Origin of the sequence: Streptomyces sp. N50 (assembly GCF_033335955.1) — a bacterium.
Taxonomy (GTDB): domain Bacteria; phylum Actinomycetota; class Actinomycetes; order Streptomycetales; family Streptomycetaceae; genus Streptomyces.
This window is the reverse complement of the sequence record NZ_CP137549.1, coordinates 4,000,746-4,016,292: the sequence shown is the minus strand read 5'-3', so window position 1 is coordinate 4,016,292 and position 15,547 is coordinate 4,000,746. Positions and strand designations below refer to the sequence as shown.

Here is a 15,547-nt window from a genome sequence, read left to right as displayed (position 1 = left end):
AGGGATGACGCCCGGCAACAACGGCGCGAGCACGCCCGAGGACGACGACCCGTTCGGCTACCTGTACGAGGACGGCCAGGCTGCCGGCGCCCAGCCGCCGTCCGGTGGTGGCTATGGCTACCCGGGTTCGGTCAACCGAGTGCGCCCGGTGGGCGAGCGCCAGTACGGCGGCCAGCAGGCCGCCGCCCCCACCGCGCAGTACCAGCAGCAGCCGTACGGCCAGACCGTCCCGCAACAGCAGCCCTACGGCGCCCAGCCGAACGCGCACTACCAGGCCCCGGAGACCTTCCCCGGCGGCCCCCCGGCCGGCCAGCAGCCCCCGTCCTACAACAACGGCGGCGGCAACGGCCGAGGCCGCGGGCCCAACACCAAGGGCCTCCTGATCGGCGCGATCGCGGTCGTCGCCGCGGTCGTCATAGGCATCAGCGTCGCCATGATGAACGGCAGCGACGACAACAAGACGGACAACCAGGCGGGTTCGACCCCGTCGGCTTCGTCGAGCGCCTCGTCGAGCCCGTCGCCGAGCACCAGCGCGTCGAGCGGGTTGGACACCCAGACCATCGACGCCAAGGCGCTGAACCTCCAGGGCGGCGCCACCCTGGCGTCGGACGTCAAGGGCGCCGACGCCGCCGGCGGTGTCTATGTGACGGGCCTGAACACCGTGGGCGCCTCGGTCAGTTGGCAGGTGAACGGCATCCCCTCGGACGGCACCTACACGGTGTTCGCGCACTACAGCTCGACCAGCGACGACCAGCAGATGACGCTGAGCGTCAACGGCAAGAAGTTCGGAAGCCCGTTCAGCCTGAAGAACTACGCGAAGGCCGCCGACGGTGACTTCGCGAAGGGCTGGACGACGAGCTTCGCGTGGCCCACCCTCACCAAGGGCAGCAACACACTCACCCTGTCCTGCGAGAACGGCGACAACTGCAACGTTCTCCTGGACCAGCTGTGGGTGAAGCAGGGCCAGGTCAAGAAGTAGCTGGGGCGCATCACGCCGCGCTGACCTCCCCCGTCACCGCGACCCGCCCCAGCAGCTCCTCGTACGCCGCCCGGTCGAACTCGCCCGCCACCGGCGCCAGTACGGTCGCCGCCGACAGCGCCACGGCCCGTGCCAGCCGGTCCGGCCACGGCAGGCGTTCCACCAGTCCCGACAGCAGGCCCGCGACCGCGGAGTCGCCCGCGCCGGTCGGGTTGCCGTGGACGCGGGACGGGGGTGTCGCGTGCCAGGTGCCTTCCGGGGTTGCCGCCAGGAGGCCCTTCGCGCCCAGGGAGGCGACCACCGTGCGGGCGCCCCGGCGGCGTGCGTCCTGGGTCGCGCGCGACGGGTCGTGGGAGCCGGTGAGTTCGGCGAGTTCGTCGGTGTTGGGCTTGAGGATGTCGGGGCGGGCGGCTACTCCTCGGCGGAGGGGTTCGCCGCTGGTGTCGAGGAGGACGGGGACGCCCGCTGTCCGCGCGGTGCGGATCAGGCCCGCGTACGCGCCCACCGGCAGTCCTGGTGGCAGGCTGCCGCACAGGGCCACCGCTGAGATCCCGCCGGCCAGCAGGGACTCGTACGCCTCCTGGAAGGCCGTCCACTCCGCCGAAGTGACCGTCGGGCCGGGCTCGTTGAGTTGAGTCGTGTCACCGGTGCGGTCGTCCACCACCGCTATCGTGCGGCGGGTCGGGCCGGAGACCGGGACGAGTGCGTCCAACACGCCTGAGGTGTCCGTGAGTTGGTCCTGGACGATACGTCCGGTCGCGCCGCCCGTGAAGCCCGTCACCGTCACCTCGTGGCCCAGGGCGGCCAGCACCCGGGCCACGTTCAGGCCTTTGCCTCCGGGGCGTTCCGTCACCTCGGAGACCCGGTGCGAAGCGTGCGGTCGCAACTCCCGTACCCGGTAAGTGATGTCGAGAGCGGTGTTCAGTGTGACCGTGAGGATCACCGGGCCGACCTCCCCCGAAGTGTGTGTGTCCGCCGTCCGGTTGGGGCTCGATCATGCCAAAGAGGCGGCCGTCGGCCCAGTGTCCCGGGACGATCGCCGCCTCAACAGCAGTGCATTTCACCCCAGTTGGGGATCGACCACCCAAGTGCCGCGCCGCATCACGCCCTTGAGGTCGAACGCGGAGTCCAGCAGCACCAGGTCCGCGTACTTGCCCGGCTCCAGCGAGCCGATCTCGTCGTAACTCCCCAGCAGCCGCGCCGGGTTGGCCGAGATCGCGGCGACCACGTCCTCGACCGGCAGCCGGTCGACCGTCACCGCGCGCTTGAAGGCCCGGTCCAGGGTGAGGGTCGAGCCCGCGATCGAACCGCCCTCCACCAGCCGTGCGACGCCCTCACTGACCTCGACCTCCAGCGGGCCGAGCATGTAACGGCCGTCACCGAAGCCCGCCGCGTCCATCGCGTCCGTGATGAAGGCCACCCGGTCCGCCCGCGCGTGGTGGAACGCCAACTCCAGTGCCGCCGGGTGCAGATGCGTACCGTCGTTGATCAACTCGACGGTGATGCGCTCGTCTTCGAGCAGCGCCGCGATCGGGCCGGGTTCACGGTGACCGAGCTGCGGCATCGCGTTGAACAGGTGCGTGGCGACCGTCGCGCCCGCGTCGATCGCCTCCACCGTCTGCTCGTACGACGCGTCGGTGTGGCCGATCGCCGCGATGACGCCGTGTTCGGCGAGGAGGCGTACGGAGTCGAGGCCGCCGGGGAGTTCGGTCGCGAGGGTGACCATCTTCGCGTGGCCGCGGGCCGCGTCGACCAGTTTGCGTACGTCAGCGGGGTCGGGGTCGCGGAGCAGCGCCTCGGAGTGGGCGCCCTTGCGGCACGGGGAGATGAACGGGCCCTCGAAGTGGATGCCGGCGAGGTCGCCCTGCTCGGCCAACTCGGAGAGGAGGCCCGCGCGTTGGGCCAGGAAGTCCATGTCGCCGGTGACGGTCGAGGCGACCAGGGTCGTCGTGCCGTGCAGCCGGTGGGTGTGGATGCCCTTGAGGACGTCCTCGACCGTGCCGGAGGTGAAGGAGGCGCCCCCACCTCCGTGGTTGTGCAGGTCGACGAAGCCCGGTACCAGCCAGTGGTCGGTGACGTCGAGTACCTGGGCGTTCTCCGGAGCGGCGCCGGTGATTCGGGTGCCGTCGATGATGAGTCGGCCGTTTTTCACGGTTCCGGTGGGCAGGACCAGGTTGGCACCGGAGAGGATCAGGGGCGCATTGGCCGTTGCGGGGTGCGGGCTCGTTGTAGCTGGTCGCGCAGTTCCCCGCGCCCCTGAGGTGGGTGCCATTAGGGTGCTACCTCCGTACGGTCGGTGTGGTTGAGGAGATCCCAGGCCAGTAGGCCTGCACCTAGGCATCCAGCCGTGTCCCCCAGTGCCGCGGGGACGATCGTCGGCAGCTTCTGGAAGGTGATCCGGTGTCGGACCGCCTCCCTTAGGGGTGTGAACAAGACTTCCCCCGCCTCTGCCAGGCCGCCACCGATGATGATGGTGCGGGGGTCCAGGAGGGTGAGGGCGGTGACGAGGCCGTCGGCCAGGGCGTCCACGGCTTCCTGCCAGACCTTTTCCGCGCGGGGGTCCCCGGAGGCGACCGCCTGCGCGCAGTCCGCCGCGTCGGCGTCCGGGGTGCCGGAGACGGTCGCCCACGCCTCCGTCACCGCCGCCGCCGAGGCGTACCGCTCCAGGCAGCCGACCTGGCCGCAGGGACACGGCGTGCCGCCCGGTCGTACGACGATGTGGCCGATCTCGCCCGCGAAGCCGTGCGCGCCCGCCTCCACCCGGCCGTCGATGCCGATCGCGCCCGCTATGCCGGTGCCCAGCGGGACGAACAGGAAGCGGTCGGCGCCCTTGCCCGCGCCGATGCGGCCCTCGGCGAGGCCTCCGGTGCGGACGTCGTGGCCGAGGGCTACCGGGACGCCGCCGAGCCGGGCCGCCAGCAGGTCGCGCAGGGGTACGTCGCGCCAGCCGAGGTTGGCCGAGTAGGCGGCGATGCCGCGCTCGGCGTCGACGATGCCGGGGACGGCGACGCCGGCCGCGGCCGCGGGCTCGCCGTAGTGCTCCTCGCCGTACGCGCGCAGCTCGGCGGCGAAGCCGAGGATGTGCTCGACGACCGCGTCCGGACCGCGCTCGCGCCCGGTCGCCCGGCGGGCCCGGTGGAGCAGCTCGCCCTGCGCCCCCACTAGGGCGGCCTTCATCCCGGTGCCGCCCACGTCGAGGGCGATGACATGTCTCACGGGGGACAGTGTGGCCCGTACACCCGCGAGAGGTCTAGTCCACTCACGTGGTGTAGACCTTATGGGTTCGCGGAGCGAACGTCACGACAGCAAAGGTTGGGGATTCGGCAGTGCAGCGGCGTAGGACAGGAATGATCGCGGTGACCTCCGCACTGGGCCTGACGGCGGTCCTCGGGGGCTGTGGCCTCGGCGGGGACTCCGGTGAGGTCACGCTGCGGCTCGTCGCCGCCGACTACGGCGACTCCGCGTCCAACAGTTCGCAGAAATACTGGGACGGACTCGTCAAGGCGTACGAGGCGAAGCACGCGAACGTCAAGGTCGAGGTCAGCGTCTACTCCTGGAACGACGTCGACCGCAAGGTCAAGGAGATGGTCGCGGCCGGCAAGGCGCCCGACATGGCGCAGATCGGCGCGTACGCGGACTACGCCGCCGCGGGCAAGCTGTACTCCACGGCCGACCTGCTCTCCATCCCCGTGGAGGCCGATTTCATGGAGCCGCTGCTGGACGCGGGGCAGGTGAAGCACATCCAGTACGGCATCCCGTTCGCCGCGTCCACGCGCGTCCTCTTCTACAACAAGACCCTCTTCACGGCGGCCGGGCTCACTCCGCCCAAGGACTGGAGCGAACTGGCCGCCGACGCCGAGGCGTTGAAGGAGCACGGCGTGAAGTACCCGTTCGCGCTGCCGCTCGGGTCCGAGGAGGCGCAGGCCGAGACGATGCAGTGGCTGCTCGGCGGGGGCGGCGGCTACACCGACGACATCGGCACGTACACCCTCGACTCCACGGCGAACGTCTCCACCTTCACCTGGCTGCGCGACAACCTGGTCGCCAAGGGCCTGACCGGTCCCGTCGCGCCCGCCAAGCTCAACCGCGCGGACGCGTTCGCCGCCTTCGCCAAGGGTGACGTGGGCATGCTCAACGGGCACCCCACCCTCATGCAGCAGGCCGCCAAGAAGGGCGTCAAGTTCGGCACGGTCGCGATGCCCGGCCGCAACGGCAAGGCCAAGACCACGATGGGCGTCGCCGACTGGATGACCGCGTTCAAGCAGAACGGCCACCGCGAGCAGATCGGCGACTTCCTCGACTTCGTCTACAGCGAGAAGAACGTCCTCGCCTTCTCCCGCGAGTACGACCTCCTTCCGGTGACCAACTCCGCGTCCGAGGCGATGCAGGCGTCGAAGCAGGACCAGGACCTGCGGCCCTTCCTGGAGGAGCTCCCGCTGTCCACGCTCTACCCGGTCGGCAACACCTCCTGGGCCGCGGTCAGCGCGGACATCAAGACGCGGATAGGGCAGGCGGTGGCCGCGAACGGCAGCCCCGGGGCGGTGCTGGGGCAGTTGCAGGCGGCGGCGACGCTGGCGGAGAGCGGGAAGTAGCAGCCGGGGTCGTTGTCAGTGCCGGGGGTTACGGTGCAGGGCATGGACGACGACCGGCCCTCGCGGCTGTCCCCGCTGAACCGGAGGGAACAGGACATCCTCGCGCTGGAGCGCCGCGGCTTCCCCGGCCCCGGTGTGAAGGAGCGCGCGATCCGCGAGGAGCTGGGCCTGGCCCCGGTGCGCTACTACCAGCTGCTCAACGCCCTGCTGGACGACGAGCGGGCCCTGGCCCACGACCCGGTGACGGTGAACAGGCTGAGACGGGTCCGCGAGACGAGGCGTACGGAGAGGTAGCGGCAGGTGTGGGTCCCGGCCCGCCCGGATAGGGTCGTCGGCATGGGCAGCCCTCAGGACTCCACCGATCCCCTGCACGCACTGCCGACCCCCGTCACCCGCGCCGGACGCGAGGCGCTGGAGGCCATCCTCGCCAAACCGGCCGCCGCGGTGATCGGCCTCGACTTCGACGGCACACTCGCCCCGATCGTCGCGGACCCCGAGCAGGCCCGCGCCCACCCCGGCGCGGTACCGGCGCTCGCCGCCCTCGCCCCGAAGGTCGCGTCCGTCGCCGTGATCACCGGCCGTCCGGCGGGCGTCGCGGTCCGCAACGGCGGCTTCGCGGGCGTGCCGGGCCTGGAACACCTGGTCGTGCTGGGCCACTACGGCACGGAACGCTGGGACGCGGTGAGCAGTACGGTCAGCGCCCCCGCCCCGCACCCCGGGGTCGCGGCGGTCCGCGCCGAACTCCCCGGCTTCCTGGACGCGATCGGCGCCTGGCAGGGCACCTGGATCGAGGAGAAGGGCCGCGCCCTCGCGGTCCACACCCGCCGGGCGACCGACCCCCAGGCGGCCTTCGAGGCCCTCCGCGGCCCCCTCACCGACCTCGCCACCCGCAACGGCCTGATCGTCGAACCGGGCCGCATGGTCCTGGAGTTGAGGCCGCCCGGCATGGACAAGGGCGTCGCGCTCACCGAGTACCTCCGCGAGACCGGCGCCGAGTCCGTCCTCTACGCCGGCGACGACCTCGGCGACCTCCCCGCCTTCGCTGCCGTCGAGAAACTCCGCTCGGACGGCGTCCCGGGGCTGCTGGTGTGCAGCGGCAGCGACGAGGTCACGGAGCTGCGGGAACGGGCGGACCTGGTGGTGGACGGCGCGGCAGGGGTCGTAGAACTGCTGTCGGCGCTCGCGGCACACCTGGGGTGACTGGAGGCTGGGGTTATTTATAACCAGTCGTGAAAGCTACGGCGGTTAGAAAAGACCCCAGCTTCCGGAGACCCCCCGCTGCCGTCCTATCGCTCCCCGACGCGCCCCGCCCCGGTCGCGCTCAACTCGCCTGATCCCGCAGCGCGTTCAGCTGCTCCAGGAACCACTGGGCCGGGGGCAGGGCCGTGGCCGCCGCCGTCAGTCTCTTCGTCCGCTCGGCCCGTTCACCGGCCGGCATGGTCAACGCCTCGTGCAGGGCCGCGGCCGTGCCGATCACGTCGTACGGGTTGACCGGGATCGCGTCCTCGCCCAACTCCTCGTACGCGCCCGCCTCCCGGGACAGGACCAGCACGCAGCCCTCGTCGGAGACGACCGGGACCTCCTTGGCGACGAGGTTCATGCCGTCGCGGATGGGGTTCACCAGGGCTACGTCGGCCAGGCGGTACGCGGCCAGGGAGCGGGCGAAGTCGTCCTTGACGTGCAGGACCACCGGGGTCCAACCGGGCGTCCCGTAGCGGGAGTTGATCTCGTCGGCGACCCGTTGCACCTCGGCCGTGTAGTCGCGGTAGACGGCCAGGTCCTGCCGGGACGGGTAGGCGAAGGCCACGTGGACGACCTGCTCCAGCAACTCCGGGTGGTCGTCGAGGAGTTGGCGGTACGCCAGCAGTCCGCGCACGATGTTCTTGGAGAGTTCGGTGCGGTCGACGCGGACGATGGTCCTGCGGCCCTCGCCGATCTCCTCCCGGAGCGCCACGATCCGCTCCTCCACGTCCGGCTCGTGCGAGCGGGCGCGCAGGAAGTCGGCGTCGGCGCCGAGGCCGTGGACGCCGATCAGGGTGTCACCCGGGCCGCCCGTGAACTCCGTACAGCAGGCCGTGAACGCGTCCGCCCAGCGGTGGGTGAGGAAGCCGAGGCGGTCCGCGCCGAGCATGCCTGCGAGCAGTTGCCCGCGGATGTCGTCCGGCAGCATCCGGAAGTAGTCCGCCGGTGCCCACGGGGTGTGGGAGAAGTGGCCGATGCGCAGGTCCGGGCGCAGCTCGCGCAGCATCCCGGGGACCAGGCACAGGTGGTAGTCCTGCACGATCGCGACGGCGCCCTCCGCCGCCTCCTCCGCCAAGGCTTCCGCGAACGCCCGGTTGTAGGCCTCGTACGACGCCCACTGGCGCCGGAACTCCGCGTCGAAGACCGGCTCCAGCGGGGTCTGGTACAGCATGTGGTGGACGAACCACAGCACGGAGTTGGCGATGCCGTTGTACGCGTCGGCGTGCACGTCCGCCGGGATGTCCAGCATCCGCACGCCGTCCTCGCCGACCCCGCGCCGTACGGCCTCGCGGTCGCCGTCGGACAGCGCCGAGCACACCCACAGCGCACCCGCGTCCGGGCCGATCGCCGACAGCCCGGACACCAGCCCGCCGCCACCCCGCCTGGCGCGCAGCGAACCGTCGTCGCCCACCTCGTACGAGACCGGGCCGCGATTGGACGCGACGAGCACCTGAGCGGCACCGGACGCGGGCGAGGAGGACGACGTAGAAGCCATACGGCACAACCTAGCCCGGGCCGGAAACGCTCAAACGTACGGACGGCCGTCGGCGGACTGTACGCGTCCGTATACGACCGTCCGTGAGCGTCTGTAACCGTGCGGTCATGCGACCTTGCGTGACTGGTACTCGGTGATGTCCGCCATCGGCGGGCGTTCCTCCGTGTCCACGGAGTACGTGCGCGGCTCGAAGCCGTCCGGGCCCCGCTCGAACTGGGTGAGCGAGGGCCGGATCAGATGCCCGCGGGCCAGCCGCAACTGGGCCGTGCGGTAGATCTGCGCGGCCATCCGGCCCAGGGCCTGGCCGTCCTGGTGGCGGTGCTTGCGCACGCCCACGTCGACCTGGGCGAGGGCGTCGAGGCCCACCAGGTGCAGCGCGTCGACGAGCATGCCCAGTTCGACGCCGTAGCCGACCGGGAACGGCAGCTGCTCAAGGAGCGAGCGGCGGGCCGCGTACTCGCCGCCCAACGGCTGGACGAATCCGGCCAGTTGGGGCCAGTGCATGTTCAGCAGCGGGCGCGCCATGAGCTCGGTGACCCGGCCGCCCTGGCCGGCCGCGCCGCCGAGCGGGCGGTCGTACATCGCCTTGACGAGGTCGACCCCGGGGTCGGTGAGCAGCGGGCCCACGATCCCGGTGACGAAGTCCGAGGAGAACTCCTTCAGGTCCGCGTCGACGAACGCGACGATGTCACCGCTCGTCACCAGCAGCGAGCGCCACAGCACCTCGCCCTTGCCGGGCACGGCGGGGATGCGGGGCAGGATGTCGTCACGGTGCACGACCCGGGCGCCCGCCGCGGCGGCCACCTCGGAGGTGCGGTCGGTGGACCCGGAGTCGACGACGACGATCTCGTCGACGAGCGGGACCTGCTGCATGAGGTCGTGACGGATGATCGCGACGATCTCGCCGACCGTCGCCTCCTCGTTTAGCGCGGGCAGCACGACGGAGACCGACTGGCCCGTACGGTGCTTCGCGGCCAGGATCTTGTGGAGCGGCCGGTCGGTCATGGACCAGGAGCGGGTGCTCAGCCAGTGCTCGACTTCCTTCAGCACGTTGCGCGGCTCCTCTGCGTTCTCTCGGCGAGTCGTGGTCACCGTGTGTAGGTGATCCATCTCGCGGTTCGGACGGCTCACTCAACTGTCCTGGCCTTCGGTTACAGTCTTGAACAACGCTGATGACCATCGCATGTCGGGGGTCGGCGGCGTACACAATCGAATACCGCTCATCCAGAGGGGCAGAGGGATACGGCCCGATGAAGCCCCGGCAACCCTCCAGCCGGTCTTGTCACGCAGATACACGCTGACGTGGTGAGGCTCCCGGCTCGGGAAGGTGCCAAATCCGTCTCACGGCGAGATGCGTCGTGAGGAAGATGAGGAGAAAGGGCCTCCCCTCCATGTCTGCGCAGACTGTCGCAAGCACCACGAACCCCGTCAACAGTGTCGATCTCGGCCCCGCCGTCGCGCTGTCCTGCCGCGAGTGCGGCCACCGCGTCCCGCTCGGCCCGGTCTTCGCCTGCGAGGAGTGTTTCGGCCCGCTGGAGATCGCCTACGACTTCTCGGCCTACGACACCGAGGAGCTCCGCAAGCAGATCGAAGCGGGCCCCGCGAACATCTGGCGGTACGCGCCCCTGCTGCCCGTCCCCGCCGACGTGGCCGACAAGCCGAACATCAACCCCGGCTGGACCAAGCTCGTCCAGGCCGACAACCTCGCCCGCGAACTGGGCGTCGACGCGGGCAAGTTGTTCGTCAAGGACGACTCCGGCAACCCGACGCACTCCTTCAAGGACCGGGTCGTGGCCCAGGCCATCGAGGCCGCCCGCGCGTTCGACTTCACCACCCTCTCCTGCTCCTCCACCGGCAACCTCGCGGGCGCGGTCGGTGCCGCCGCTGCGCGGGCCGGCTTCCGCTCCTGCGTGTTCATCCCGCACGACCTGGAGCAGGGCAAGGTCGTCATGGCCGCGATCTACGGCGGCGAGCTCGTCGGCATCGAGGGCAACTACGACGACGTGAACCGTTTCTGCTCCGAGCTGATCGGTGACCCGGCGGGCGAGGGCTGGGGCTTCGTCAACGTCAACCTCCGGCCGTACTACGCGGAGGGCTCCAAGACGCTGGCGTACGAGATCTGCGAGCAGCTGGGGTGGCGGCTTCCGGATCAGCTGGTCGTGCCGATCGCCTCGGGGTCGCAGCTCACGAAGATCGACAAGGGCCTGCAGGAGCTGATCAAGCTCGGGCTCGTCGAGGACAAGCCGTACAAGATCTTCGGGGCGCAGGCGGAAGGGTGTTCGCCGGTTTCCGTCGCCTACAAGGCGGGGTATGACGTCGTGCGGCCGCAGAAGCCGAACACGATCGCCAAGTCGCTGGCCATCGGGAACCCGGCGGACGGGCCGTATGTCCTCGACATCGCTCGGCGTACGGGTGGGGCGGTCGAGGACGTCAACGATGAGCAGGTTGTCGACGCGATCAAGTTGCTGGCGCGGACCGAGGGGATCTTTGCGGAGACTGCGGGTGGGGTGACCGTCGGGGTGGCGAAGAAGCTGATCGAGAACGGGCTGTTGGATCCGACGCTGACCACCGTGGTTCTCAACACGGGTGACGGTCTGAAGACGTTGGACGCGGTTGCCGGTACCGGGCTCACCGCGACGATTCGGCCGAGTCTTGAGTCGTTCAGGGAAGCTGGACTCGCGTCCTGAGCGTCGTTCTTTGACTGCGGGCCCGTGGGGGCTGGTCGCGCAGTTCCCCGCGCCCCTGAGGGCATCATCTGACCGGAGGTTTCATCGTGAGCGTTAGTGTCCGCATCCCTACCATTCTCCGCACCTACACCGGCGGGCAGGCCGAAGTCACCGCCGAGGGCACGACCCTCGCCGAGGTCATCAGTGACCTGGAGAAGAACCACACCGGGATCTCCGCCCGGGTCCTGGACGATCAGGGGAAGCTGCGGCGGTTCGTCAACGTGTACGTGAACGACGACGACGTGCGGTTCGAGCAGGGGCTGGAGACGGCCACTCCGGACGGGGCCGGGGTGTCGATCATTCCGGCCGTCGCCGGCGGCTGATAATTACCCTCGGTAACGCCGATTACCAAGAGTTCATCGAATTGCCCCCTCCGTGAGAGAAGCGGAGGGGGCAATTCTGTAGGGTTGAGCGGGGTACAGTTGGGGAACCCGCTCCACTCCGCATGCCGGACGCATATGAATACCCGCTCCGCGTGCGATGAGAAGTAGCCAAAGTGTGCAGACCTTTTGCGCGTTATGTTCCCTTTATCGGGCCCGACTTGCCCTGAAGTCGGACGAATTCTCCGTAAATTCCCGACCGGTCCTGCCCGGAATTCTCGTCGGATTGACCTGTTGCAGACGGCAGTTGGACGGATACATTCGGCCGCGGTCGACGCGTTCCGGCGCACGCCCCCAATCCTGTGGGGGGTGAGGTCTGACCCGGATCCGCGAAGTGCGGGTCCGTGCAAGGGCCAGTAATAGGGGAGTTAGGCATGGCTCAGGGCACCGTCAAATGGTTCAACGCGGAGAAGGGGTACGGCTTCATCGCGGTCGACGGTGGTGCGGATGTTTTCGTCCACTACAGCGCGATTCAGATGGACGGCTACCGCACCCTGGAAGAGGGTCAGCGGGTCGATTTCGAGATCTCGCAGGGTCAGAAGGGGCCGCAGGCGGACATGGTCCGGCTCGCGACCGGCTGAAGCACGCGCCGACGAACAGCAGCGACGTTCTTCGTTCCTCACCGAAGGGCTCGTACTCCTGGGGGGTCACCTCCTGGGGTACGGGCCCTTCGGCATGCCCGGCCGTTCCGCTCCGTGTGCTCCGTGTGCTCCGTGTGCTCCGTGTGATCCGTGTGCCCCGCGTGCCCCGCGTGCCCCGCGCGCACCTCGCGCGCCCCGCGAAGCAGGGGCCCAGAACCTGGGAGCCGCTTGCACTCGACCATGCCGAGTGCTAATCATTGGCGTTAGCACTCTGAAGGTGAGAGTGATAACGAAGGACCGGGTCGGTGAGGCCCGCAGGCCAGGTGGTGCAAGGAACCACGGGGCAGGCAGGCCGTCCGTCGCGGGCGCCAGCGCGGTCCGGAGCAATCCACCCCAGTCCGGGAGGACCACTTCACATGGCCAAGATCATCGCGTTCGACGAGGAGGCACGGCGCGGTCTCGAGCGCGGGATGAACCAGCTCGCCGACGCCGTCAAGGTCACCCTTGGCCCCAAGGGCCGCAACGTCGTCCTCGAGAAGAAGTGGGGCGCCCCCACGATCACCAACGATGGTGTTTCCATCGCCAAGGAGATCGAGCTCGAGGACCCGTACGAGAAGATCGGCGCCGAGCTGGTCAAGGAAGTCGCCAAGAAGACGGACGACGTCGCCGGTGACGGTACGACCACCGCGACCGTCCTCGCCCAGGCCCTCGTCAAGGAGGGTCTGCGCAACGTAGCCGCGGGCGCCAACCCGATGGCCCTCAAGCGCGGTATCGAGAAGGCCGTCGAGGCCGTCTCCGGTGCCCTGCTGGAGCAGGCCAAGGACGTGGAGACCAAGGAGCAGATCGCTTCGACGGCCTCCATCTCCGCCGCCGACACCCAGATCGGCGAGCTCATCGCCGAGGCGATGGACAAGGTCGGCAAGGAAGGCGTCATCACCGTCGAGGAGTCCCAGACCTTCGGGCTCGAGCTCGAGCTCACCGAGGGCATGCGCTTCGACAAGGGCTACATCTCGGCGTACTTCGCCACCGACATGGAGCGTATGGAGGCCGTCCTCGACGACCCGTACATCCTGATCGCCAACTCGAAGATCGCCAACGTCAAGGACCTGCTCCCGCTCCTGGAGAAGGTCATGCAGTCGGGCAAGCCGCTGCTGATCATCGCCGAGGACGTCGAGGGCGAGGCCCTGTCCACGCTGGTCGTCAACAAGATCCGCGGCACCTTCAAGTCCGTCGCCGTCAAGGCTCCGGGCTTCGGTGACCGCCGCAAGGCCATGCTCGGCGACATCGCCATCCTCACGGGCGGCGAGGTCATCTCCGAGGAGGTCGGCCTCAAGCTGGAGAACGCGACCGTGGATCTCCTCGGCCGCGCCCGCAAGGTCGTCATCACCAAGGACGAGACGACGATCGTCGACGGCTCGGGCTCGGCGGACCAGGTTGCCGGTCGCGTCAACCAGATCCGCGCCGAGATCGAGAACAGCGACTCGGACTACGACCGCGAGAAGCTCCAGGAGCGCCTCGCCAAGCTCGCCGGCGGCGTCGCCGTCATCAAGGCGGGCGCGGCCACCGAGGTCGAGCTCAAGGAGCGCAAGCACCGCATCGAGGACGCCGTTCGCAACGCGAAGGCGGCCGTCGAGGAGGGCATCGTCGCCGGTGGCGGCGTCGCGCTCATCCAGGCGGGCCACGTCTTCGAGAAGCTCGAGCTCGAGGGTGACGAGGCCACCGGTGCCGCGATCGTCAAGCTGGCGCTCGAGGCCCCGCTGAAGCAGATCGCCGTCAACGGTGGTCTCGAAGGCGGAGTCGTCGTCGAGAAGGTCCGCAACCTGCCCATCGGTCACGGCCTCAACGCCGCGTCCGGTGAGTACGTGGACATGATCGCCGAGGGCATCATCGACCCGGCGAAGGTCACGCGCTCTGCCCTGCAGAACGCCGCGTCCATCGCCGCGCTGTTCCTCACCACCGAGGCCGTCATCGCCGACAAGCCCGAGAAGGCCGGTGCCGGCGCGGGCGCCGGCGGCGGCATGCCGGGCGGTGACATGGACTTCTGATCGACCTCTGGTTGATCAACGGTCTTACCGAGGGCGGCACTTCCTGTTCCGGCAGGAGGTGCCGCCCTCGGGCGTGTTCGGGATCACAGGCCGAGGCGCGGTGCTCTCGGAATGAAGGTCTTGGCCGGAAGGTTGTCGTTGACGCATGATCGATGCATACGCACATACCATCCGGTACCCGAGGAGCCCCCACACGTGTCTACGACCGCCCCCGCCTCCCGAGCGGCCGACATCCTCGGCCGTCCGATCACCCTCAACGGCCTGACCGTCCCGAACCGGATCGTGATGGCGCCGATGACCCGGCAGTTCTCGCCGGGCGGCATCCCCGGTGCGGACGTGGTCGGGTACTACTCCCGCCGGGCCGCCGCGGGTGTGGGCCTCATCGTCACCGAGGGCACCTACGTCGGCCACGACTCGGCCGGGCAGAGCGACGACATCCCGCGCTTCCACGGAGCGGAGCAGCTCGCGGGCTGGGCGAAGGTCGCCGAGGGCGTGCACGCGGCGGGCGGCACGATCGTGCCGCAGCTGTGGCACATCGGCATGGTCCGCGAGCAGGGCCAGCCGCCGTACGCGGACGCGCCCGCCGTCGGCCCGTCCGGGCTGCGGATCGGCAGCGACGAGGTCACCGGTACGGCCATGACGCAGCGGGATCTGGACGACGTCATCGGCGCGTTCGCCGAGGCGGCCGCCGCCGCGGAGCGGATCGGGTTCGACGGGGTCGAACTGCACGGCGCGCACGGCTACCTCCTCGACCAGTTCCTGTACGCGGGCACGAACCGTCGTACGGACGCCTACGGCGGTGACGCGGTAGCCCGTACGAAGTTCGCGGCGGAGATCGTGGCGGCGGTCCGGGAGACGGTGTCCCCGGAGTTCCCGATCATCTTCCGTTACTCGCAGTGGAAGCAGGACGTCTACGGCGCCCGGCTCGCCGAGACCCCGGAGGAGCTGGAGGCGATCCTGACCCCGCTCGCGGCGGCCGGCGTCGACGTCTTCCACGCGTCCACCCGCCGTTACTGGCTCCCGGAGTTCGAGGAGACCGGCTCCGACCTCAACCTCGCGGGCTGGACCAAGAAGCTCACCGGCAAGCAGACCATCACGGTCGGCTCGGTCGGCCTCGACGGGGACTTCCTCAAGGGCTTCCGGGGCGAGGGCGCTCCGGTCAAGGGCATCGACGACCTCCTCGACAGCCTGGAGCGGGACGAGTTCGACATGGTGGCGGTGGGGCGGGCGCTGCTGCAGGATCCTGAGTGGGCTGCGAAGGTGCTTGCCGGGCGGGTGGAGGAGCTGGCGCCGTACGACGCGGCGGCGCTGCGCTCGCTGAGCTGACCTTCGGGTGCGGGGCGGTGGGGGCGGGCGTCTCTGGGGGCTGCGCCCCCAGACCCCCATCGGCCCTGAAGGGGCCTCGTCCTCAAACTCCCCCAGAGGGGGGACCCCCAACGGGCTGAGTTATGCCGGCCTGCGCTGAGAAGTGACGGGCGGGCTGGATGGTGCTGGCCTGGGCTCAAAG

General features: G+C 69.7%; 14 protein-coding genes and 1 riboswitch. Of the genes, 9 read left to right on the top strand and 5 right to left on the bottom strand.

The window, feature by feature from the left end; all coding sequences use genetic code 11:
* Positions 1-4 precede the first annotated feature (4 nt).
* Positions 5-979, top strand: a complete 975-nt coding sequence (locus R2B38_RS17575; RefSeq protein ID WP_318017087.1) for a carbohydrate-binding protein — start codon at positions 5-7, stop codon at positions 977-979.
* 10 nt (positions 980-989) lie between these two features.
* On the opposite strand, the gene R2B38_RS17570 is transcribed toward R2B38_RS17575, so the two are convergent.
* The 3 genes from R2B38_RS17570 to R2B38_RS17560 form a co-directional block, all read right to left on the bottom strand.
* A complete protein-coding gene (locus R2B38_RS17570; protein ID WP_318017086.1) occupies positions 990-1,922 on the bottom strand; it encodes a 1-phosphofructokinase family hexose kinase in 933 nt (310 codons plus the stop codon).
* Between the two features lie 117 nt (positions 1,923-2,039).
* Positions 2,040-3,251 carry an N-acetylglucosamine-6-phosphate deacetylase gene (gene nagA, locus R2B38_RS17565; RefSeq protein ID WP_318017085.1) on the bottom strand — a complete coding sequence of 404 codons (1,212 nt, stop codon included), beginning with the start codon at positions 3,249-3,251 and terminating at the stop codon, positions 2,040-2,042.
* On the bottom strand, positions 3,251-4,195 hold the full coding sequence (locus R2B38_RS17560) for an ROK family protein (protein WP_318017084.1): 945 nt from the start codon (positions 4,193-4,195) through the stop codon (positions 3,251-3,253). The genes nagA and R2B38_RS17560 overlap by 1 nt, the downstream gene beginning before the upstream one ends.
* 131 nt (positions 4,196-4,326) lie before the next feature.
* Here R2B38_RS17560 and R2B38_RS17555 point away from each other — a divergent pair, with 131 nt between their 5' ends.
* Genes R2B38_RS17555 through otsB form a run of 3 tightly spaced genes read left to right on the top strand, consistent with a single transcriptional unit; the run spans position 4,327 to position 6,771 of the window.
* Positions 4,327-5,571: an extracellular solute-binding protein gene (locus R2B38_RS17555; RefSeq protein ID WP_318017083.1), complete on the top strand. Its 1,245-nt coding sequence runs from the start codon at positions 4,327-4,329 to the stop codon at positions 5,569-5,571.
* A gap of 42 nt (positions 5,572-5,613) precedes the next feature.
* The gene (locus tag R2B38_RS17550; RefSeq protein WP_318017082.1) at positions 5,614-5,865 is read left to right on the top strand and encodes a DUF3263 domain-containing protein; all 252 of its coding nucleotides are present in this window, start codon (positions 5,614-5,616) and stop codon (positions 5,863-5,865) included.
* Positions 5,866-5,907: 42 nt separating this feature from the next.
* Entirely contained in the window at positions 5,908-6,771 is an 864-nt protein-coding gene (gene otsB, locus R2B38_RS17545; RefSeq protein WP_318017081.1) for a trehalose-phosphatase, read from the top strand.
* 121 nt (positions 6,772-6,892) lie between these two features.
* On the opposite strand, the gene R2B38_RS17540 is transcribed toward otsB, so the two are convergent.
* Both R2B38_RS17540 and R2B38_RS17535 read right to left on the bottom strand, forming a co-directional pair.
* Positions 6,893-8,308 (bottom strand): trehalose-6-phosphate synthase, encoded by a 1,416-nt coding sequence (locus R2B38_RS17540; RefSeq protein ID WP_318017080.1) that lies wholly within the window; start codon positions 8,306-8,308, stop codon positions 6,893-6,895.
* 105 nt (positions 8,309-8,413) lie between these two features.
* A complete protein-coding gene (locus tag R2B38_RS17535) occupies positions 8,414-9,358 on the bottom strand; it encodes a glucosyl-3-phosphoglycerate synthase (RefSeq protein WP_318017079.1) in 945 nt (314 codons plus the stop codon).
* Positions 9,359-9,525: 167 nt separating this feature from the next.
* Positions 9,526-9,682: riboswitch (SAM riboswitch) on the top strand.
* 17 nt (positions 9,683-9,699) lie between these two features.
* On the opposite strand from R2B38_RS17535, the gene thrC reads away from it, so the two are divergent.
* The 5 genes from thrC to R2B38_RS17510 all read left to right on the top strand — a co-directional run bounded on the left by thrC (position 9,700) and on the right by R2B38_RS17510 (position 15,366).
* Positions 9,700-10,995, top strand: a complete 1,296-nt coding sequence (gene thrC / locus R2B38_RS17530) for a threonine synthase (protein WP_318017078.1) — start codon at positions 9,700-9,702, stop codon at positions 10,993-10,995.
* Between the two features lie 86 nt (positions 10,996-11,081).
* The gene (locus R2B38_RS17525; RefSeq protein WP_318017077.1) at positions 11,082-11,357 is read left to right on the top strand and encodes a MoaD/ThiS family protein; all 276 of its coding nucleotides are present in this window, start codon (positions 11,082-11,084) and stop codon (positions 11,355-11,357) included.
* Positions 11,358-11,788: 431 nt separating this feature from the next.
* Positions 11,789-11,995 (top strand): cold-shock protein, encoded by a 207-nt coding sequence (locus R2B38_RS17520; RefSeq protein ID WP_007493268.1) that lies wholly within the window; start codon positions 11,789-11,791, stop codon positions 11,993-11,995.
* A gap of 416 nt (positions 11,996-12,411) precedes the next feature.
* Positions 12,412-14,040: a chaperonin GroEL gene (gene groL / locus R2B38_RS17515; protein WP_033281228.1), complete on the top strand. Its 1,629-nt coding sequence runs from the start codon at positions 12,412-12,414 to the stop codon at positions 14,038-14,040.
* A 195-nt stretch (positions 14,041-14,235) separates the two neighbouring features.
* Positions 14,236-15,366 (top strand): NADH:flavin oxidoreductase, encoded by a 1,131-nt coding sequence (locus tag R2B38_RS17510; RefSeq protein ID WP_318017076.1) that lies wholly within the window; start codon positions 14,236-14,238, stop codon positions 15,364-15,366.
* Positions 15,367-15,547 lie beyond the last annotated feature (181 nt).